This is a genomic window from Caballeronia fortuita (genome assembly GCF_001544835.2).
In the GTDB taxonomy this organism is placed as follows: Bacteria; Pseudomonadota; Gammaproteobacteria; order Burkholderiales; family Burkholderiaceae; genus Caballeronia; species Caballeronia fortuita.
Map to the genome: position 1 here is coordinate 108,449 of NZ_FCNX02000014.1, position 18,480 is coordinate 126,928.

The window sequence follows — 18,480 nt, forward strand, 5'->3', positions numbered from 1 at the left end:
TAAAATCGCGCAGCGCGTCCGATGCCTTCGAGTGTCGGCAAAACGCGTCCACGTCTCAACCAGAACGACGCGTCGAACACTGCCAGGCACACGCCGTCTTCTGCCACGCGCTCATCACACTTCTTCATCCGATGCGTACAGTCGCGATCGCAATCTTTCAGGGCGTGCAGGCGCTCGATGTCGCCGGCCCCGTCGATGTCTTCGCGGAAGCGAACGGGTTCATCGCCGCATCGGACGCGTACGAGATCACGCTCGTCGGCCCCGAGGAGCGCATCGTGCGCGCGTCGAACGGCACGCGGCTCGTCGCGGATCTGTCATTCGCCGAAGGGCACGCGCGCTTTGGCACCGCGCTCGTCGCGGGCGGCCCGACGCTTCCCTTCGATACACCGGACGCGCATCTCACCGCATGGCTCACCGATGTCGCATCGCACTGCGGGCGCTACGGCTCGATCTGCACGGGCGCATTCGCGCTCGGTCACGCGGGCCTGCTCGATGACCGCGATGTCACCACGCACTGGCAGAACGCGCCGCGTCTCGCGGAGCGTTTTCCGCGCGCACGCGTCGAGCTGGATCGCATCTACATGCGCGACGGCAATCTCGTCACGTCGGCGGGCGTGACGGCGGGCATCGATGTCGCGCTCGCGCTCGTCGCCGAAGATCACGGCGCGCAGGTCGCGCTCGCGGTGGCCAAGCGCCTCGTCGTGTTCGCACAGCGGCGCGGCGGCCAATCGCAGTTCAGCCCGTATCTGAGCGCGCCCGCCGACGACACGTCGCCCGTCGCGAAAGTGCAGGCGCACGTAATGGAGCACATCGGCGAGCGGCTCTCGGTCGCGCAACTGGCGCGCGTCGCGGGCATGAGCGAGCGCAGCTTCGCGCGCGCCTTCGTGCAGCTCGCGCAGATAACGCCGCACGAGTTCGTCGAACGCGCGCGCATCGACGCGGCGCGCAATATGCTCGAAAGCAGCGACACGCCGCTGAAGACCGTCGCTTACGACTGCGGTTTCGGCACGGCGGACCGCATGCGGCTCGTGTTCACGCGTCGGCTCGGAGTATCGCCGAACGATTATCGGCAGAGCTTTCGCGCGCGTTTTTCGAATTGACCGGCGGCTCGCGCGACAACGCGTCACGCAGGGTTCGCTAAAATTGAGATGAACGCGGCACGTGCGGCAGTGCGCGCGCCGCAGAATCCACCCTCGACATATCGGAACAGCGAATGACGAATCAAGAGACCGCCATGCTGGAACCCTACGAACGACGCGCGCTGCTGCTGCATCTCGGCGACGTGCTGGAGTCGGTGTTTTGCCTGAGCCAATGCGCCGACGAATACGCGAGCATCGGCGATGCGGTGAACGGCAACGATGCGCTCGCGGGCTTTACGCTGCTCGGCTTCATCGATGCGAAGATGACGCCGCGCGATTTCATCCGCCGCGCGTCGGGCGCGTTTTTCGTGTGGCCGAAAGCGTTGCTCGACGAGACGCTGAATCGCCCGATGATCGCCAACACGGTCAAGCACGATCTCTTTGCGGATAACGCGAAAGGCTGGAATGGCTACGTCGACGAGCGGCGCAAGGACGTGCCGTGGTTCGGCGAAGACTTGCCGGATGTCGCAACGAGCGCCGCACCCGCTCACGAGGCGCAGCCGGCTTCGGAGCCGGACAAGCCCTCGCGCTATGCGACGTGGCCGTGGCCCGATAAACCCGCCGACGCCTGATCTATTGCTTCTTGCCCATGCCGCTCGCGCCTGAATCGAAGCCGAGTCCGTTCGGACGATCCGGCGCGGCGCCCTTGCCCGACGATGTCTTGCCGGGCCGCGTCTTGAGCGCATCGCTGGCATTCGCGGCGGCCGCCGCCGGCGGCGTCACGTTCTTCTCCTGATACGCAGGCGTGCTGTCGTATTCGAGCTTGCTGGGCTTCTGCGGCGCCTGCTGCGCGCTCGCAACGACCGCCAGCGTGCCGCCGAGGAGTATCCCCGTCATGCGCCCGAGTGTGCCGATGTTGGGTCTCATCTGCTGCCTCCCTTTGTTCTGCGCTTTCCATTTCCACAGCAAGGCGTGGACCTGGCCGCAAGCGGCGAGCCGTCGCACGTTTGCCGTTGCGCAAGGTTCGTCGCGTTAAGCCGAACGTGACGATACGCATTGATCGCCGTCAAAAGCGCGCCGCGCCGCGCCCGGGACAATTCTCGTTTTAACGTGGAAAAGCAAGAAATGAGAAAAGGTCTCGGAGCAGTGGTCCTGGCATGTGCGGCGTTGTTCGCGGGCGCGGCGCACGCGGCGGGCGATGCAACGTCGGGTGATTCGATGGGCGGCATTCACGCCGGCGACGTGCTGGTCCGCCTGCGCGCGATCAGCATTCAGCCCGATGTCAAAGCGGGCGGCGCGCTCGGCTCGCTCGGCGTCGACGTGAACAATGCGATCGTGCCGGAGCTCGACTTCACCTACATGATTCGCGACGATATCGGCGTCGAGCTGATTCTCGGCACGTCGCGGCATCAGGTGACGTCGAGCATCGGCGGATTGGGCGGCGTGGGCGTGCTGCCGCCGACGCTGCTCCTGCAATATCACTTCAATCACGCGGGCCGCGTGCGTCCGTACGTCGGCGCGGGCCTGAACTACACGTACTTCTACAACGACAAGCTCAAGGCCGGCGATACACCCGTGTCGATCAAGCACAGCAGCTTCGGCCCGGCGCTGCAGGCGGGCGTCGACGTTCAGGTCGCGAAGAATCTCTTCGTCAACGCGGACGTGAAGAAGATCTGGATGCGCACGAGCGCGTCGGCGGGCGGCGCCGATCTCGGCTCGCTCAAGATCGACCCGTGGGTGATCGGCCTGGGCGTCGGCATGAAGTTCTGATCGCGCGGCACGCTCCGGCGCGTGTGCGCCGCGCCGCGCATCGTCCGCAAATTGGCGGAAGATGCCGGTGCTTCTGGCGTGGACGGTTCGGCGGTCGCGGTATCCTTGACAGCAGGCCCGGCGCAGACTCGCGCCGCCCGACGCATGTGCGGGCGGCGCAGTATCTGCAACGACTAATAAAACCGCATCGGGGAACTGCAAGCCAATGAGACCTTCCACTTACGCGGGAATCGCGTTGCTCGCGGCGTGTGGCGCCGCCTTCGCACAACAGCCGCTCACCGTGCCCGGACGCAGCCAGAGCGCCTGGCAGCAATCCGTCGATAACGCCGCCTGCTACGGCTATGCCAATCAGACGACCAAAGTGAACATGGCGCGCGAGCCGCAGACGCAGCCGCGCGATGCGCAGGCTCAGCGCGATGCGCGCACGCTCACGCCGCCGCGTCCCGTCGAGCCGCCGCTGCCGCCGGGCGCATCGGGCGCGTCGGCAGCATCGGCGGCGCACGCGGCTTCGGGAGCGGTGCCGGCATCGGGTACGGTTGCAGCTTCCGGCGCATCGGCGACGATGGCTTCAGGCGCGTTGCCGCATCCCGCATCGGGGACGATACCGGCAATGCCGGCCGTGCCAGCATCGATGGCGGCGGGCGCATCCGGCGCATCCGATGCGATCTACGGCGGCGACATGAAGATGCCGCCGCTGCCGCCGCCCGAACCGCCGATGACGCGCTACTGGCGCGCCTACAGCGAATGTATGCAGAACCGCGGCTACTTCACGCGATGAATCAGCAGGTTCACGAAGGCGGATGCGCATGCGGCGCGGTGCGCGTGCGCGTCGCGGGCGCGCCGAAGGAAGTGAATCTGTGTCATTGCATGACGTGCCGGCGCATCCACGGCGCGCCGTTCGGCGTGTACGCGATCTTCCCGCGCGATGCGGTTTCCGTGTCGGGCGACACGGTCGTGGGCGAGTTCCGCGACGGGCAGGCGGCATCACTGTCCGGCGTGCGGCTCGCCCGTCTATCTGACGTTCGACGGCGTCGACGAAATCGAAGTGCCGACCGGCATCTTCGATGAAACCGGCCTCTATCCGCCGCAGTACGAAATCTGGTGCAAGAACGCCGAGCCGTGGCACGACGCGCAAGGACGGCCGCGTTTCGTTCGCGGCACGCCCTGATTCAAACCATCAACATTCGACGATCGCCTTCACGACGCCGGCCTTCGGATCGAGCAGCGACGAGAACTGCGTGGGCACGTCGTTCAACGTCAGCCGGTGGGTGTTGAGCGCATCCGTCGGCACTTCGCCCTTGCGCATCGCCGCGAGCACGGTCTCGAAGTCTTCGGGCGTCGCGTTGCGGCTCGCGAGCAGCGTCGCTTCGCGCTTGTGGAACTCGGGATCGGCAAAGGAAATGCGGTCCGGCACGATCGACACCAGCACATACTTCCCGCCATGCGCGATGAACTCGAAGCCGCGCTCCATCGCGCGTGAATTGCCGGTCGCATCGAACACGACATCGAAGAATTCGCCGTTCGTGAGCGTCGACAGTTGTTCCTTGTCGTGCTCGCCGATCTGTACCGTCGCGTCCACTTTCAGCTCGCGCTTGCAGAACGCCAGGCGGTCTTCGCGCGTATCGAGCGCGGTGACGTTCGCGCCGCGCAGTCGCGCGAAGGTAAGCGCGGCCATGCCGATCGGGCCCGTGCCGACGACCAGCACGCGCTGCCCCGGCTGCACGTCCGCGCGGCGCACGGCGTGCGCGCCGATCGCGAGAAATTCGACCATTGCGGCCTGATCGAGCGTGACGCCCTCGGCCTTATGGACGAATTGCGCGGGCAGATTCAGATATTCGGTGAATGCGCCGTCGCGATGCACGCCGAGCACCTGGATATTCACGCAGCAATTGGTCTTGCCCTGACGGCACGCGATGCACTTGCCGCACGACAGATACGGCATCACATACACGGTATCGCCCGCCTTCAGGCCGCTCGCCGCGTCCGCTTCCTCGATCACGCCCGACAACTCGTGGCCCATCACGCGCGGATACGATAGATACGGCTGATTGCCGGTGAAGATGTGCAGATCGGTTCCGCACACGCCGACGCGCTTCACGCGCAGCAGCACTTCGTTGTCGCCGCGCTGGGGCTTTTCGCGCTGTTCGGCTTTCAGGGTTCCGGGCGTTTCGCAGATGACGGTCAGCATGCTGGATGTCTCGATATGTCGTTGGAGTGGGGCATCGACAATCTAACGAGGCGCGCTGTTTTGGTCAAGCCAATTTGAATCCTGAAAAAGTGGTAAGGCCAGCGACGTTCGCGGTTTCGCCTTATATTTCCACGGGAGCACATCGCTCTGACAAGGAAAAAAGGACGGCACGTGCAGCAGCTTCATGAATTCGTCGAGCGGCATCCGCGGCTTTTCGTGCTATCGGGCGCGGGCATCAGCACGGAATCGGGCATTCCGTGTTATCGCGACCGCGAGGGTCAGCGCACAGGCCGCGCGCCCATTCTGCTGAAGGATTTTCTCGGCTCCGACTACGCGCGGCGGCGTTACTGGGCGCGCAGTCTGATCGGCTGGCCGGTCGTGCAGAACGCGCAGCCGAACGCCGCGCATCACGCGTTGCGCGCGCTCGCGGCGCGTTCACGGGTGCATCGGCTCGTCACGCAGAACGTCGATGGCCTGCACACGCGCGCGGGCAATCCCGACGTCATCGAATTGCACGGCAATATCGGGCGGGTGCGCTGTATCGAATGCGGCGAGCGGCATACGCGCGCGGCCGTCCAGCGCATGCTGGAGGCGGCGAATCCGGCGTTCGCCGGCTATACGGCGCCCGCGGTTCCGGACGGCGACGCGCAGATCGAGGATCTCGACTTCGCATCGTTCGATGTGCCGGGTTGCACGCGCTGCGGCGGCGTGCTCAAGCCCGATGTGGTGTTCTTCGGCGAAAGCGTGCCGCGCGTGCTCGTCGACGACGCCGCGCGCTCGCTCGAAGCCGCCGACGCGATGCTCGTCGTGGGCTCGTCGCTGATGGTGTATTCGGGCTACCGGTTCTGCGAATGGGCCGCGAAGAGCGGCAAGCCGATCGCGGCGATCAACATCGGCAAGACGCGCGCCGATGCGCTCCTCGCGCTGAAAGTCGAAGCGCCGTGTTCGGACGCGCTCGAACGTTTGATCGAGCTTCTCGACGCGCGTCCCTGACGGCTACGCGCCCTCGCGCGAGAGCGCCGCGATGCCTTCCAGCAGACGCTCGGCATCCGACATCCGCGAAAAAAGCGCGGGCGTCACGCGCACGACTTCGCCTGCGTCCGGGCCTGGCCGCGTCACGGTGAACACGCCGAAGCGGTCGCGCAAAGCGGCGACGATCGCGTCGCAGCCATCTTTGGTCGCGTGCCCGTTCAGCCGGAACGCGGTGATGCCCGCGGTCATCGAAGGATCGTCGGGCGTCATGATCTGCACGCCGCGAAGTTCGCGCGCGGGTTTCGCCCACGCATCGCGCAACGCTCGCAGACGCGCTTCTTTGGCCTTCGCGCCGATGCGCACGTGCACGTCGAGCGCCGATGGCAGCGAAAACCACGCGGCGAAGTTCGGCGAGCCGGTGTGCACGCGCGCGCGGATATCGTCGGCGGGCCAACTGGTGTCGCCCAGATACGGATCGATCGATGCGACGTGTCCCTTGCGGATATAGATCGCGCCGCAGCCGAGCGGCGCGCCGATCCACTTGTGCAGATTCAGCGCGGCGAACGGCGCGTCCAGATCGGGCACGTCGAAATTGAGCTGACCCCAGGAATGCGCGGCATCGACGATCACGTCGGCGCCCGCCTGTTTCGCCATCGCCGATATCTCCGCGACCGGGATCACGAGGCCCGTCGCGAAGCATACGTGCGACAGCAGCACGAGCCGCGTGCGCGGATGCGCACGTAGCGCCTTCGCGTAAGTTTCGAGCACGGCTTCACGCGTCGCGGGTTCGGGCATCGTGATACGCACGGGCGACACGCCGCGCCGCGCGCGCAGCCATTCCATCGCGTCCTTCGCGCACGGGTAATCCAGATCGCTGTAGAGCACCGTGTCGCCGCTTGCGAGGCGGTTGTAGCCGCTGATCAGCGCGAGCAGCGCTTCGGTCGCGTTGCGCGTCAGCTCGATTTCCTCGACCGCGCAGCCCATCTCCCGCGCGACGCGCTCACGCAAACCCTGATACAGCGTCATCAAATGCGGACGGATCAGGAGCGTCGTTTCGCGATTCACGCGCTCGGTCCAGTAATGGAACATCGCCTTGACCGGCTCCGTCATCGCACCCCAGAAGCCGTTCTCCAGATTGATCAGCGCGTCCGACTGGCGCCACAGGCCGCGCACCGCATGCCAGTAATGCTCGTCGGTGGCGAGGGCTCTCGTGGGCGCGGGCGGAAGGGCCGCAAGCGCGGCGTCGAAGTCTGAGGTGCGGAAATCGAGGGGATCGGGCATCGAAAAAGGCGTTTTGTCGAAGAAAGGATGGAAAGGCTTACCTCGCCAACCGCTCAGATATGGTAACGAACTTACCGGGTGACGTGGACAAAGCAGGGACTAATTGCTTCTTTGCACTTAAGACGCAGAACAACGGGCCGTAATCATCAGGAAGAGCGTCGGCGCACCGCGTGCGCAGAAGGTCGTTCGTGCGTGCAGTATGCCGCGCGAATCGGTCGTGACGCCGTATGTCCCTTAACGGACCCTGAGAGAGCCCTGAAAATGAACCTCAAGAACATTACGATCCGGAACAAGCTGGTCGCTGGCTTCGGCATTCTGGCTGTGCTCGTCGTGCTGGTGGCGGGCATGTCCCTGCATGCGCTGTCGGCGGCGACGGACGGTTTCGCGAATTACGTGAACGGCATCAACGCGCGCGCCGACGTCGCCAGTCGGGTCCGCACGGCCGTCGACCGCCGTGCGATCGCCGCGCGTAATCTCGTGCTCGTTACGAAGCCCGCCGACATCGAGATCGAAAAAGCCGAGGTTACGCGCGCGCACGAGGACCTTCAGGCGCGGCTCAAGCAGCTCAACGACATGATCGCCGCCGCGAGCGACACGAGCGAGAAGGCGAAGCACCTCGTCGCCGAGATGCTGCGCGTGGAGGCGCTCTACAGTCCGGTCGCGACGAAAATCGCGGGGCTCGCGCTCTCGGGCAAGCACGAGGAAGCCGTGGTGGCGCTCGACGACGAATGCCGTCCGCTCCTCGCGCAACTCGTGAAAGCCACCGACGATTACGCGAGCTACACCGCCACGCGTCGCGACGAAATCGTGCGCGCGGATCAGGCCAGCTACGAGACGCAGCGCAACGTGCTGATCGCGCTGTGCGCGGCGGCGGCGCTCTTCGCCGTGGTCGCGGGCGTGATGGTCACGCGTTCGATCACGACGCCGATCGGCGAGGCGGTCGGCATCGCGCAGACGGTAGCGCGCGGCGATCTGACGAGCCGCATCGTCGCACAGGCGAAGGATGAGACCGGCGACCTGCTGCGCGCGCTCGCGACGATGAACACGCGCCTCACCGACATCGTGAGCCGCGTGCGCGAAAGCAGCGGCGCGGTCGGCGGCGCGGCGAAGGAGCTTGCGACGGGCAATATCGACCTGAGCCAGCGCACCGAGGAACAGGCCGCGTCGTTGCAGGAAACGGCGGCGAGCATGGAAGAACTCACCTCGACGGTGCGTCAGAACGCCGAGAACGCGCAGCAGGCGAGTTCGCTCGCGTCGAACGCGTCGGATATCGCAAAGAAGGGCAGCGATGTCGTCGGCCGCGTGGTCGAGACGATGAACGGCATCAGCGACAGCTCCGACAAGATCGCGGATATCACGGGCATCATCGAAGGCATCGCGTTCCAGACCAACATTCTCGCGCTCAACGCGGCGGTCGAGGCGGCGCGCGCGGGCGAGCAGGGCCGCGGCTTCGCGGTCGTCGCGAGCGAAGTGCGCAGTCTCGCGCAGCGTTCGTCGACGGCGGCCAAGGAGATCAAGGAACTGATCGCGGATTCGGTCGGCAAGGTGCGCGACGGTTCCGTGCTGGCAAGCGAAGCGGGCACGACGATGGCCGAAGTGACGCAGGCCGTCGCGCGCGTGACGGACATCATGGAGGAGATCGCGGCGGCGTCGGCGGAACAGGGACGCGGCATCGAGCAGGTGAACCTCGCGATCACGCAGATGGACGAAGTGACGCAGCAGAACGCCGCGCTGGTCGAGGAAGCGGCAGCGGCTGCGACCTCGCTCGAGGAACAAGGCCGCAGGCTCAACGAAGCCGTTGCGTTCTTCACGGTGGACGGCGCGCCGGCAGCGGTCACGCACGCCGCGCCTCGCATGGAGCGCGTGGAGAAAGTGCCGCACGCGACACATGTGACGCGCGCGCCCGTTACGAAACCCGCGCCGCGCGTGGCGCAGGTCGCGGTGGCGAACCCCGCCGGCGCCGACGGCTGGAGCAGCTTCTGACGCCGTCGCGTTGCTTCGGCCGCACGCTCGTGCGGCGGCCGATGCGCTTTAGTGATGCTCGAACTGCGCGCGCGGGATCGGCGTCGACTTGACCTTGTTGTACTGGAACTCGGGCAGCGCCTTGATCGCGTCCTTGGTCGCGCCCGCGAGCACGAACTTGCCGTCCTTCACGTCGAGCTGGTCGATGGGGATGGCCACGTCGTGACGCGCGACGCCCAGGAACTTGTTCGCCGCGATGATCGCGAACGACACCGATTTGTCGGGCGCGACGATGATGTCGTTGATGACGCCGACGCGTTGTCCCTGTTCGTTGACGACCGGCTTGTTGAGAACCGATTTCTTGACGCTCCAGCCGTCGATGATGGCGGTCGATACTTCGACCGATACGCCGAGCGGTTGTGAGCCCGCGACCTGGGCGAACGATGCCGTGGAAGTCAGGCCAAGTGCCGACGATGCAACGAGCAGTGCCACGAGTTTCGATTTCATTGGTTCGATTCCTCAAAGGATTGGGTGTACCGTTCAATGGAATGCGCGATTCAAGCTTCCAGCGCGGTAGAAGTTTGAACGTTAATCGTGGTTTCTGCAGAAACGGTGTCTGGACGCGCCGCACGCACTGCAATAGTGCGAACGTGCGGCGTCTCGAGCGCGTCCTGATAAAGGCGTCAGTGCGATATCCGCTTGAGCGCGTCGCCCTTGTGCACGGCGCGTCTGCCGCTCTTGTCGCTTTCCACTTCGAAATGCGGATCGTCCTGCGATGCGTTGACGGTATGACCGTCGAGCGTCGTGCGCTCGGTGACGACGCGCACGATATGCCCCGTCGTTTCGCCTTGCGGCGTGTTCCAGCGGACGTGATCGTGCAGCTTGAAGGTCTTGCTCATGGCGTGGGCTCCGGAGTAGTGAAGGCTCTGGCGCGGCGCAACCGCCATGCCCGTCATTTCAGGCGGCTGAGCGTCGCGTCGTCGGGACGGCTGTCGAAGTAGCGGCGCAGCGCTTCATCGAAGACCGCGGGATCGTCGGCGGTATGCGCGAAGAGCGTCATCGACGAATGAAATTTCATGTCGTCCGGATAGCCGAAAATTGCATCGGCGCCGCGCCCCTGCACGCCGTTGACGATGCGCGTCAGCTCGGCGAGCCGCGCGCCCAGCACGGGATGCGCGAGAAAGGCGCGGGCTTCGTCGCGCGACGAGATTGCGTAGTGCTGTGCCATCGCGCTGTGTCCGAGACCGGAGATCTGCGGAAAGACGAACCACATCCAGTGCGTGCGTTTGCGGCCGGCGCTGAGTTCGGCGCGCACATCGTCGATGACGTTTTGCTGTGCATCGACGAAACGCTGCAAGTCGAATGGATCGCTCATGTTTGCTCCTCGTTTTCCGCTAAGCGACGGCATCGGCAATGCGCTGCCGCATCGCCGCATCGGGATAGACGCCGAAGCCCGCGCGCGCGTTGTCGATCATGTATTCGCGCCGTCCCGTGCCGGGAATGACGCAGGTCACGGCGGGATTGCCCAGCACGAATTTCAGCAGAAGCTGTGCCCAGGATGTGCAGCCGATGTCCTGGGCGAAACCCGGCAGCGGCCGGTTGCGCAGGCTCGAAAGCAGCGAGCCGCCGCCGAACGGCTGATTCACGATTACCGCGACGCCGCGCTCGGCGGCGAGCGGCAAGAGGCGCGCTTCGGCGTCGCGATCGTTGGCGGCGTAGTTGATCTGGACGAAGTCGACGCGTTCGGCGCGCAGCACGGCTTCGACTTGGGCAAACGCGCTGGCGGTGTAATGCGTCACGCCGATATAGCGCACCTTGCCCGCCGCTTTCCAGTCGCGCAGCGTGGCGAGTTGCGTGCGCCAGTCGAGCAGGTTGTGTATCTGCATGAGGTCGATGCGATCGGTCTGCCACAAGCGCAGCGATTGTTCCATCTGCGCGATGCCGGCTTCGCGTCCTTCGGTCCAGACTTTGGTCGCGATGAACGCTTTTTCGCGCGTCTGCGACTGGGCGAGCAGCGCGCCGCCGACCGCTTCTGAGGAACCGTACATCGGCGACGAATCGATGACCGAGCCGCCGGCCGCGAAGAGCGCGCGCAGGACGTCGGCAAGTTCGCGGCGGCGGGCGGGGTCGTCGCCGGCGTCGAAGGTGCGCCAGGTGCCGCAGCCGACGACGGGAAGCGGCTCCTTCGTCGACGGGATCGGGCGAGTGTGCATGGCTTCGGCGGCGTGGGCGGAGCCGGGCGCTTGCGTCACGAGCGCGGCGGCGGTGGTGAAGCGCAGGAAATCGCGGCGGGTGGTCATGGGCGGAGCGGCGGATGTCGGCGGACATTGCATATTAGAAAAAATCGGACGATCCGTTGCGCACGTTCGATTCGACTTGGCAATGCGATGACCGGCGCCTCCAGTCGGCCAGCCCAGCGCCACGCCCATTTTTTCCCTTCCCGAAACGCCCGTTGACGAAAAGTGTCTTTCCGCATCCAGTTCCGCACGTCTACCTTGAAGTCACGCTTTTTTGCGCTTGCGATGCATCGGGCAACTAATATCTCCGCTCTTGACCGCCGCCTTTACGAACTACAAGCATGGCCGATACCGAAGACATCCGAGACATGACGCCGCTCGATCTCATCCGCGCGCTGCGGATGGCGGGTCGCGCCGCCGAAGCCTGCGCGCTCGCCACGCGGCTTGCCGATTCGCCCGACCCCGGCTGCTGGCTCGCGCAGCTCGGCATCGACCTGAATTTTCTCGGTATGCACGCGAAAGCCGAAAGATTTCTGAAGATCGGGCTCGCGGAGCCGCTATCGATGACCAACCGGTACTCGCTCACCGAGGAGCTTTGCACGGTGCTGATGTCCCTCGGAAAGTTCCACGAGGCGCACGAGCATTTCCGGACAATCCGCGGCAGGTCGTATGCGGAGGCGTTCCATCATCTCATTCTCGTCGACAGTTCTGTCACGCAAGGCGTATTGCAGGACAAGTTGCTCGGCATGGACGAGCCCGTCGCGGGGCTGCGGATATACGTTCTCGCGGAAGGCGGTTTCGGCGATTTCGTCCAGTTCTCGCGTTATATCGATGCCTTGTTGCGCGAAGGCGCGAGCGCCGTCGTCCTCGAATATTTCCCGGGATGGGACGAGATTTTCCAGCAAAGCGAACAGGTCGAACTGTCCTTGGCGACAAACGAGCAACGCTTCGCCAGGATCCAGAGTAGCGATCGGATAACCTTCCCGTTCAGCCTCTTCGCGCGTTATCAACGCTCGCCATACTTTCCGATGGAAAATCCCGGCGCGCGCATCGCCATCGATCCGGCCAAGCGCATGTCCGCCGACATCGACGCGCTGCTGAACATCGAAACGGCGCGTCCGAAGGTCGGCTTGATCTGGCGCAGCGCGAGCAAGGTGCGGCAGGAGCCGTACCGGTCCATGCCGCTCGCACGGCTCGAACCCTTGCTAGCCGGCCAGACGTGCCAGTTCTATTCGCTTCAGGTCGGCGACATCGGCGACGACGAACGCGCGATGATGGACCGCCACGGCGTGATCGATATCGGGCCGCGTCTCGCGACCTTCGGCGACACCGCGCGCGTGCTGGAACAGCTCGATCTGCTCGTTACCGTCGACACGGGCGCGGCGCATCTGGCCGGCGCGCTGAACCGGCCTGTCTGGGTGATGCTGTCGCAGGCCTGCGACAGCCGCTGGCTCGATTGTCAGCGCTTCACGCCGTGGTATCCGTCGATGTGGCTTTATCGGCAGACGGAACTCGGCAACTGGACGCAGCCGCTCGCCGATCTCCAGCGCGATCTCAATGCTTTCGCAATGCAGGCGGCTTCCGGAAACCCCTGAAACCCCTGAAACGCTCGCGCCGATGCTCTTCGTCGAAGTGCGCGCGCGCGGGCTTCACGAGATCGCTGCGCGACACGATGCCGACGAGCCGCCGCGTCGCCTCGTCCGTCACCACTGGCAGCCGCTCCAGTTCATGCACGGCGAGCCGCGTCGCGGCGAGGCGGCACGGTTCGCCCGGCAACGCCAACGCCGGCGCGCCGGGCTGTGAGCGCCGCAAGGCATCGCCGATATCGACGCCCGCATCCTGTCCCGCCAACGCCTCGATCAACGTCCCCAGCGACGCGCGATCCAGCATGCCGACAAGCACTCCGCCGCGGACGACCGGATAAGCACGATGCGCCTGTTGCGGCCCGAAGTGCTTTGCGAGCACATCGGTGAGCGGCGTGGCCGCGTCGATGGTCAGCACGTCGCGCGTCATGACTTCATCGACGTGATGACGCTCCAGCGGATCCACGCCGTATTCGCGATAGATGTGATAGCCGCGCCGCGCGATCTTCTCGGTCATGATCGAGCGCTTCATCACGACGGTCGCGAAGCCGTGCGCGACGAGCGTCGCGGCGAGCAGCGGCAGGAGCGCGTTGGCATCATGCGTGAGGCCGAAGGCGAAGACGATCGCGGTGAGCGGCGCGCCCAGCGTCGCGCCGAGCGTCGCGGCCATGCACACGAGCGGCCAGAGCGCGGCGTCGTGGCCGGGCAGGATCGCGCCGAGCGCGGTGCCGAGGCCCGCGCCGAGCATGAGCAGCGGCGCGAGCACGCCGCCCGACGTGCCCGAGGCGAGCGCGACGACCCAGATGATCGCCTTCACGGCGAGAATCGCGAGCGCCACCTGAATCGCGATGTGCTGATGCAGCAGATCGCCGATCACGTCATAGCCCACGCCGAGCGCGCGCGGCTCGATATATCCGCCGATACCGACGGCCACCGCGCCGAGCGCCGGCCACCACATCCAGTGGATCGGCAGCTTGTGGAACAGGTCTTCGAGCTTGTAGAGCGCCGCCGACAGCCCCGACGCCAGCGCGCCCGACAAAAGCCCCGCCACGAGGCACGACAGCAGCGAGATCATGTGCGGCGGCGGCGTGTCGAGCGGAAAGAGCGCGCCCGTGCCGAACACCGCCGCGCGCGCGAAACCCGCGACCGCGCACGCGAGCGCGACCGGCAGAAAGCTGCGCGGACGCCATTCGAAGAGCAGCAGCTCGACCGCGAGCAGCACCGCCGCGACGGGCGTGCCGAACACGGCCGTCATGCCCGCCGCCGCGCCCGCGACGAGCAGCGTCTTGCGCTCGGCCGCCGTCACGTCGAAGCATTGCGCGATCAGCGAGCCGAGCGCGCCGCCCGTCATGATGATCGGGCCTTCCGCGCCGAACGGCCCGCCGCTGCCGATCACGATGCCCGACGACAGCGGCTTCAGGATCGCCACCTTGGGCGACATGCGGCTCTTGCCGAAGAGAATCGCCTCGATCGCCTCCGGAATGCCGTGGCCGCGAATCTTGTCCGAGCCGAAGCGCGCCATCATCCCGACGATCAGTCCGCCGATCACCGGAATCGCGATCACCCACGCCCCGAGCGCGTTGAGCGCGGGCGACCTGTCTTCGATAGACAAGGTGCCGAAGAAAAAGAGATTGGTGAAGAGATGGATGAGCCCGAGCAGCAAGATGGCCGCGAGCGTCGCGATCCCGCCGATGACGGCGGCGAGCCCGCATATCTTAAGCAGCCGGTCGTTGACCGAAAAGTCGCGTTTGTGTTGGTCCATGCGGATGCTCCCGGAATTTCAGAGATCGATCTGCGGCACGCGAAACGCGCCTTCCAGCGATTTGATTTCAGCGCGATGCAGCGCAGCCAGCCGCGCGAGCACTTCTTCGCCGCGTGTTTCGAGCAGCACGCGCACCTGCCGGCGATCCTCCTCGCTTTGCGCGCGGCGCACGAGCCCGGCCGCCTCGCAGCGCGTAATCAGCGCCACGACGCCGTGGTGATGCGCTTGCAGCCGCTCCGCCAGTTCGCCGACCGTCGCCCAGTCGCGGCCCGGATAGCCCTTTATGTGCAAGAGCAGCAGATATTGCAGCGGCGTGATGCCTTCGTCCTGCGCGGCGCGCTCAGAAAAGCGCTCGAAGCGCCGCATCTGATAGCGGAATTCGGACAATTGTTCGAAGTCCGGTTTGTCGAGTTTGCGCGGCGTGTTCATCGGGTTTCCAGCGGCGCGGCGGCTTCGGGCTCGCCCGAAAGGGCCTGCCGATAAAGCCCGGCGATCAGATCGGCCTCGGTGATCATGCCCGCGAGCTGATCGTGCGGGCCGACAACCGGAATGTGGTGATGCCCGAAGTGCGCGAACATCGGCACCAGGTCGGCGATGGCCGTGCTCGTCTTCACCGTGCAGACGTCGGTCGTCATCAGCGCGGCGACGAGCGGCGTCGTCGCGGACGGGCCGCGCATCAGCCGTTCGATCGCCTGTTTCGCCCGCCCGGCGATGCCGCCGCGCACCGGCGCCAGGTCCGCGCGCGTGACGATGCCGCACACGCGGCGCGTCGCGTCGAGCACCGGCAGCGCCTTCACGCGATGTCTGTCGAGGAGCGCGAGCGCGGCCTGCGCGCTCGTATCGGGTGTCACGGAGACGATCGCGCGCGACATGATGTCCGCGCACGTGTATTCGGTGAAGCGGCGCGCGTAAGCCTGCAACTGCGTCTCGCGCAGCAGCGCTTCGAGATCGTCCGCATCGACGTCGAGCATTTCGCTGCGGCGCGACAGCACGGCTTCGAGATCGCCGCGCGTGAACGATGTGGCGCCGGGCGGCGTGGTCGCCGGCTTCGGCGCTGCGTGCCCGTGCGGATAGCGATGCCCGGTCAGCGCGTGGAATGCGATTGCCGATAACAACAGCACCGCCGACTGGAGCGCCACCGGCGCGATCACGAAGCCATAGCCGAGCGCGTGGATCGACGGCCCGCCGAGCACTGCCGTCAGCGCGACCGCGCCCGACGGCGGATGCACGCAGCGCAGCGCGAACATCGCGCAGATGGCGAGACAGACGGCGAGCGCGGCGGCATCGACGGGATCGTGCACGAACATCGCACAGGTGACGCCGACGATCGCCGAGACGATATTCCCGCCGATGATCGACCACGGCTGCGCGAGCGGACTCGCGGGCACGGCGAACAGCAACACGGCCGATGCGCCCATCGGCGCGATGAGAAACGGAGTCGCGGATGCGTCGCCGATCAGCAGATGCGCGAGCCCGCCCGTCAGCGCAATGCCGATCAGCGCGCCCAGTCCCGCGCGCAGACGCTCGGTCCAGCGCAGCGTGACCGGAGCGGGGAGAAAGCCTTGCAGCCAGCGAAGCAATGCGATACGCGACACTTTTCAGCGTTCCCGGAAGAGTCAGTGGACGGTCACACCGGCTCGCCGGATCGATCGGCGCGAACGCAAGCGTGCGACAATCTCAAAATTGTATCGCAATATGATACAAATTGTCGCCTGTTTCGATTTGCCGCGCGATGAATGTCCTCCTGTACGATGAGCTTTCCATCGCGCGGCGCGGATACCTCGACATGACTCGTCGTTTCTTTCTCCTGGTGGCGTGCGTGTGCGCGTCGTCCGATATTGCGTTCGCATCCGACGAAGACCCGTCGACCATCGTTAGCGACGTGCACGAATTCGTCGTCGCTGCCGATGGCTCGGTGACCGAAGACGACGTCACCGTGCTGCGCGCGAACACATCGGCGGGCGTCGACGAAATCGCGCAGCGTTACGTCTGGTACGACAAGAGCGTGACGAAGGTGGACATCGTCGAGGCATATTCCGTCGATGCGAACGGCGCGCGCCACGATGTCTCGCCCGAGCAGATCCGCGACATTCAGGAGCCGCGTTCGGCTGGCGCGCCCACGTTTCAGGACGCGAAACTGCGCGCGGTGATTTTTCCGGCGGTGGGCATCGGCTCGACGGTGCATCTGCGCTTTCGCAAGAGCCAGTCGGCGGCGGTGATTCCGGGGCAGTTCAACTATTACGTCGATCCGGGGCAGCGGCCCGTCCTGCAACAGACGCTCGTCTTCGATCTGCCCGCCGGCAAGCCGCTCTATGCCGATGCGCGCGGCTACGTCGCCGCGCCGCCCGTCACGGAAAACGGGCGCACGCGTTATGCGTTCGCGTACCGGCACGATCGCTTCGCGCGCCTCGAAAGCGGCTCGGTCGGCTATGCGCAGTATGGCGACCGTCTGATGGTCACGACGTTCCCCGACTACGCGAGCTTCGCGAAAAGCTATCGCGACGCCGCCGCCGATGCCAGCGCCGCCGATCCCGCGATCCGCGCGCTCGCGCAGTCGCTCACGCGAAACGACAGCGACGATCGCGCGAAAGCGAAAACGCTCTACGACTGGGTGCGGCAGAACATTCGCTACGTCGCGATGTTCATCGGGCAGAGTCCCGCGGTGCCGCATCGGGTGGCGGACGTGCTCGCGAACCGCTACGGCGACTGCAAGGATCACGTCGCGCTGTACGGCGCGCTGCTCGATGCCGTCGGCATCCGCAACGAGCCCGCGCTGATCGGGCTCGGCGCGGTCTACACGCTGCCGTCGGTGCCGGGTTACGGATCGGGCGCGATCAATCACATCGTCACGTGGCTGCCGGATCTGAGCGTGTTCGCGGACAGCACGGCGTCGAGCGTCGAGTTCGGCTTTCTGCCGCTTGCCGACATGGACCGCCCCGCGCTGCTCGTGCAAAGCGGCACGCTTTCGCGCACGCCCGCGACGCAGCCGCTCGCGCGCATGGCGCGTTTGCAGATCGACGTGCCGGAGGAGGGCGAGGCGCGCTTCGCCTATCGCGTCGAGGACGCGGGATGGAGCGCGGAGATCGAGCGGATGAATCTGCGTCTCGCGAATGCGCAGCGGCGCGACCAGATCGCGACGGACCGGCTGCGCTTCACGAATCTGCGCGGCGCGGGCCTGCTGACCACGAGCGATGTCGATGCAAGCAGCGGCCCGTTCGCGACGACAATGCGCGGCACGCTCGACGACGTCGTCTGGCCGACCGGCACGACCGCGCTGCCCGCGCTATCGAGCCTGTCGGGCGGCATCGCGACGACCGCGCGCAACTGGCTCGCCGAGCGCACGCGCACGCAGCCGTATCTGTGTATCGGCGGCACCTTCGACGAAGTCTCGCAGATCACGCTTCCAAGGACGATGCGCGTCGCCGAAGTGCCCGACGATCTCGATGTGACCACTGACGTTTTCCGCTACCACGCGCGCTATCTCTTCGATGCGTCGTCGAACGTGCTGCAGATTTCGCGCACGCTCGACGCGCGTTTCGGCAAGCAGGTCTGCACGCCCGACGATTTCCGGGCGGCGCTGCCCGCGCTGAAGAAGATCGAGCGCGATACGCAGGCGCAGATCATCGTCAAGGCAGCAGGCCGATGA

Annotated in this window: 18 protein-coding genes and 1 pseudogene; 9 read left to right on the forward strand and 10 right to left on the reverse strand. The window is 65.8% G+C overall.

Annotated elements, in window-relative coordinates; translation table 11 throughout:
• Window positions 1-131 precede the first annotated feature (131 nt).
• Together AWB77_RS24965 and AWB77_RS24970 are read left to right on the forward strand one after the other, a co-directional pair.
• Complete coding sequence (locus AWB77_RS24965; protein WP_061137136.1) at window positions 132-1,100, forward strand: GlxA family transcriptional regulator; 969 nt, start codon at window positions 132-134, stop codon at window positions 1,098-1,100.
• 113 nt (window positions 1,101-1,213) lie between these two features.
• On the forward strand, window positions 1,214-1,711 hold the full coding sequence (locus tag AWB77_RS24970; RefSeq protein WP_061137137.1) for a hypothetical protein: 498 nt from the start codon (window positions 1,214-1,216) through the stop codon (window positions 1,709-1,711).
• A 1-nt stretch (window position 1,712) separates the two neighbouring features.
• Here AWB77_RS24970 and AWB77_RS24975 read toward each other — a convergent pair whose 3' ends face one another.
• Window positions 1,713-2,006, reverse strand: a complete 294-nt coding sequence (locus AWB77_RS24975; RefSeq protein ID WP_157694921.1) for a hypothetical protein — start codon at window positions 2,004-2,006, stop codon at window positions 1,713-1,715.
• A 198-nt stretch (window positions 2,007-2,204) separates the two neighbouring features.
• On the opposite strand from AWB77_RS24975, the gene AWB77_RS24980 reads away from it, so the two are divergent.
• From AWB77_RS24980 to AWB77_RS24990, 3 genes and pseudogenes are all read left to right on the forward strand, one after another.
• On the forward strand, window positions 2,205-2,849 hold the full coding sequence (locus AWB77_RS24980) for an OmpW/AlkL family protein (protein ID WP_208601564.1): 645 nt from the start codon (window positions 2,205-2,207) through the stop codon (window positions 2,847-2,849).
• Between the two features lie 205 nt (window positions 2,850-3,054).
• The gene (locus AWB77_RS24985) at window positions 3,055-3,627 is read left to right on the forward strand and encodes a hypothetical protein (RefSeq protein WP_061137139.1); all 573 of its coding nucleotides are present in this window, start codon (window positions 3,055-3,057) and stop codon (window positions 3,625-3,627) included.
• Window positions 3,624-4,017: pseudogene (locus tag AWB77_RS24990) on the forward strand (GFA family protein). The gene AWB77_RS24985 and the pseudogene AWB77_RS24990 overlap by 4 nt, the downstream one beginning before the upstream one ends.
• A 9-nt stretch (window positions 4,018-4,026) precedes the next feature.
• Here the strand turns inward: AWB77_RS24990 and AWB77_RS24995 are convergent.
• On the reverse strand, window positions 4,027-5,037 hold the full coding sequence (locus AWB77_RS24995) for a zinc-binding alcohol dehydrogenase family protein (protein WP_061137140.1): 1,011 nt from the start codon (window positions 5,035-5,037) through the stop codon (window positions 4,027-4,029).
• A gap of 147 nt (window positions 5,038-5,184) precedes the next feature.
• Between AWB77_RS24995 and AWB77_RS25000 the strand changes: the two genes are divergently transcribed.
• Window positions 5,185-6,030, forward strand: a complete 846-nt coding sequence (locus AWB77_RS25000) for an NAD-dependent protein deacetylase (RefSeq protein ID WP_096031186.1) — start codon at window positions 5,185-5,187, stop codon at window positions 6,028-6,030.
• A gap of 3 nt (window positions 6,031-6,033) precedes the next feature.
• Here AWB77_RS25000 and AWB77_RS25005 read toward each other — a convergent pair whose 3' ends face one another.
• A complete protein-coding gene (locus AWB77_RS25005) occupies window positions 6,034-7,290 on the reverse strand; it encodes an aminotransferase class V-fold PLP-dependent enzyme (protein WP_061137142.1) in 1,257 nt (418 codons plus the stop codon).
• Window positions 7,291-7,551: 261 nt separating this feature from the next.
• On the opposite strand from AWB77_RS25005, the gene AWB77_RS25010 reads away from it, so the two are divergent.
• Window positions 7,552-9,273 (forward strand): methyl-accepting chemotaxis protein, encoded by a 1,722-nt coding sequence (locus tag AWB77_RS25010; RefSeq protein ID WP_061137143.1) that lies wholly within the window; start codon window positions 7,552-7,554, stop codon window positions 9,271-9,273.
• Between the two features lie 48 nt (window positions 9,274-9,321).
• Here the strand turns inward: AWB77_RS25010 and AWB77_RS25015 are convergent, their stop codons facing one another.
• From AWB77_RS25015 to AWB77_RS25030, 4 genes are all read right to left on the reverse strand, one after another.
• Window positions 9,322-9,759 (reverse strand): PRC-barrel domain-containing protein, encoded by a 438-nt coding sequence (locus AWB77_RS25015; protein ID WP_061137144.1) that lies wholly within the window; start codon window positions 9,757-9,759, stop codon window positions 9,322-9,324.
• A 176-nt stretch (window positions 9,760-9,935) separates the two neighbouring features.
• Window positions 9,936-10,151 carry a hypervirulence associated TUDOR domain-containing protein gene (locus AWB77_RS25020; RefSeq protein ID WP_061137145.1) on the reverse strand — a complete coding sequence of 72 codons (216 nt, stop codon included), beginning with the start codon at window positions 10,149-10,151 and terminating at the stop codon, window positions 9,936-9,938.
• Window positions 10,152-10,204: 53 nt separating this feature from the next.
• Complete coding sequence (locus AWB77_RS25025) at window positions 10,205-10,627, reverse strand: DUF1810 domain-containing protein (RefSeq protein ID WP_061137146.1); 423 nt, start codon at window positions 10,625-10,627, stop codon at window positions 10,205-10,207.
• 19 nt (window positions 10,628-10,646) lie between these two features.
• The gene (locus AWB77_RS25030; protein WP_061137234.1) at window positions 10,647-11,552 is read right to left on the reverse strand and encodes an aldo/keto reductase; all 906 of its coding nucleotides are present in this window, start codon (window positions 11,550-11,552) and stop codon (window positions 10,647-10,649) included.
• Between the two features lie 278 nt (window positions 11,553-11,830).
• Between AWB77_RS25030 and AWB77_RS25035 the strand changes: the two genes are divergently transcribed.
• On the forward strand, window positions 11,831-13,084 hold the full coding sequence (locus AWB77_RS25035; protein WP_061137147.1) for a glycosyltransferase family 9 protein: 1,254 nt from the start codon (window positions 11,831-11,833) through the stop codon (window positions 13,082-13,084).
• Here the strand turns inward: AWB77_RS25035 and AWB77_RS25040 are convergent.
• The 3 genes from AWB77_RS25040 to AWB77_RS25050 are packed head-to-tail and all read right to left on the reverse strand — an operon-like array spanning window position 13,044 to window position 16,429.
• Window positions 13,044-14,834, reverse strand: coding sequence for a chloride channel protein (locus tag AWB77_RS25040; RefSeq protein ID WP_061137148.1), 1,791 nt, complete (start codon window positions 14,832-14,834; stop codon window positions 13,044-13,046). The genes AWB77_RS25035 and AWB77_RS25040 overlap by 41 nt on opposite strands.
• Before the next feature lie 18 nt (window positions 14,835-14,852).
• On the reverse strand, window positions 14,853-15,263 hold the full coding sequence (locus AWB77_RS25045; RefSeq protein WP_061137149.1) for a MarR family winged helix-turn-helix transcriptional regulator: 411 nt from the start codon (window positions 15,261-15,263) through the stop codon (window positions 14,853-14,855).
• A complete protein-coding gene (locus AWB77_RS25050) occupies window positions 15,260-16,429 on the reverse strand; it encodes an HPP family protein (protein WP_061137150.1) in 1,170 nt (389 codons plus the stop codon). Before AWB77_RS25050 ends, AWB77_RS25045 begins: the two co-directional genes overlap by 4 nt.
• A 191-nt stretch (window positions 16,430-16,620) precedes the next feature.
• Here AWB77_RS25050 and AWB77_RS25055 point away from each other — a divergent pair, with 191 nt between their 5' ends.
• The gene (locus AWB77_RS25055) at window positions 16,621-18,480 is read left to right on the forward strand and encodes a DUF3857 domain-containing transglutaminase family protein (protein WP_061137235.1); all 1,860 of its coding nucleotides are present in this window, start codon (window positions 16,621-16,623) and stop codon (window positions 18,478-18,480) included.

What these genes read in the sequence shown, in the direction of transcription:
- AWB77_RS24965 (WP_061137136.1), top strand. Translation starts at nt 132, where the DNA reads ATGCGTACAGTCGCGATCGCAATCTTTCAGGGCGTGCAGGCGCTCGAT.
- AWB77_RS24970 (WP_061137137.1), top strand. Translation starts at nt 1,214, where the DNA reads ATGACGAATCAAGAGACCGCCATGCTGGAACCCTACGAACGACGCGCG.
- AWB77_RS24975 (WP_157694921.1), bottom strand. Translation starts at nt 2,006, where the DNA reads ATGAGACCCAACATCGGCACACTCGGGCGCATGACGGGGATACTCCTC.
- AWB77_RS24980 (WP_208601564.1), top strand. Translation starts at nt 2,205, where the DNA reads ATGAGAAAAGGTCTCGGAGCAGTGGTCCTGGCATGTGCGGCGTTGTTC.
- AWB77_RS24985 (WP_061137139.1), top strand. Translation starts at nt 3,055, where the DNA reads ATGAGACCTTCCACTTACGCGGGAATCGCGTTGCTCGCGGCGTGTGGC.
- AWB77_RS24995 (WP_061137140.1), bottom strand. Translation starts at nt 5,037, where the DNA reads ATGCTGACCGTCATCTGCGAAACGCCCGGAACCCTGAAAGCCGAACAG.
- AWB77_RS25005 (WP_061137142.1), bottom strand. Translation starts at nt 7,290, where the DNA reads ATGCCCGATCCCCTCGATTTCCGCACCTCAGACTTCGACGCCGCGCTT.
- AWB77_RS25010 (WP_061137143.1), top strand. Translation starts at nt 7,552, where the DNA reads ATGAACCTCAAGAACATTACGATCCGGAACAAGCTGGTCGCTGGCTTC.
- AWB77_RS25015 (WP_061137144.1), bottom strand. Translation starts at nt 9,759, where the DNA reads ATGAAATCGAAACTCGTGGCACTGCTCGTTGCATCGTCGGCACTTGGC.
- AWB77_RS25020 (WP_061137145.1), bottom strand. Translation starts at nt 10,151, where the DNA reads ATGAGCAAGACCTTCAAGCTGCACGATCACGTCCGCTGGAACACGCCG.
- AWB77_RS25025 (WP_061137146.1), bottom strand. Translation starts at nt 10,627, where the DNA reads ATGAGCGATCCATTCGACTTGCAGCGTTTCGTCGATGCACAGCAAAAC.
- AWB77_RS25030 (WP_061137234.1), bottom strand. Translation starts at nt 11,552, where the DNA reads ATGACCACCCGCCGCGATTTCCTGCGCTTCACCACCGCCGCCGCGCTC.
- AWB77_RS25035 (WP_061137147.1), top strand. Translation starts at nt 11,831, where the DNA reads ATGGCCGATACCGAAGACATCCGAGACATGACGCCGCTCGATCTCATC.
- AWB77_RS25040 (WP_061137148.1), bottom strand. Translation starts at nt 14,834, where the DNA reads ATGGACCAACACAAACGCGACTTTTCGGTCAACGACCGGCTGCTTAAG.
- AWB77_RS25045 (WP_061137149.1), bottom strand. Translation starts at nt 15,263, where the DNA reads ATGAACACGCCGCGCAAACTCGACAAACCGGACTTCGAACAATTGTCC.
- AWB77_RS25055 (WP_061137235.1), top strand. Translation starts at nt 16,621, where the DNA reads ATGACTCGTCGTTTCTTTCTCCTGGTGGCGTGCGTGTGCGCGTCGTCC.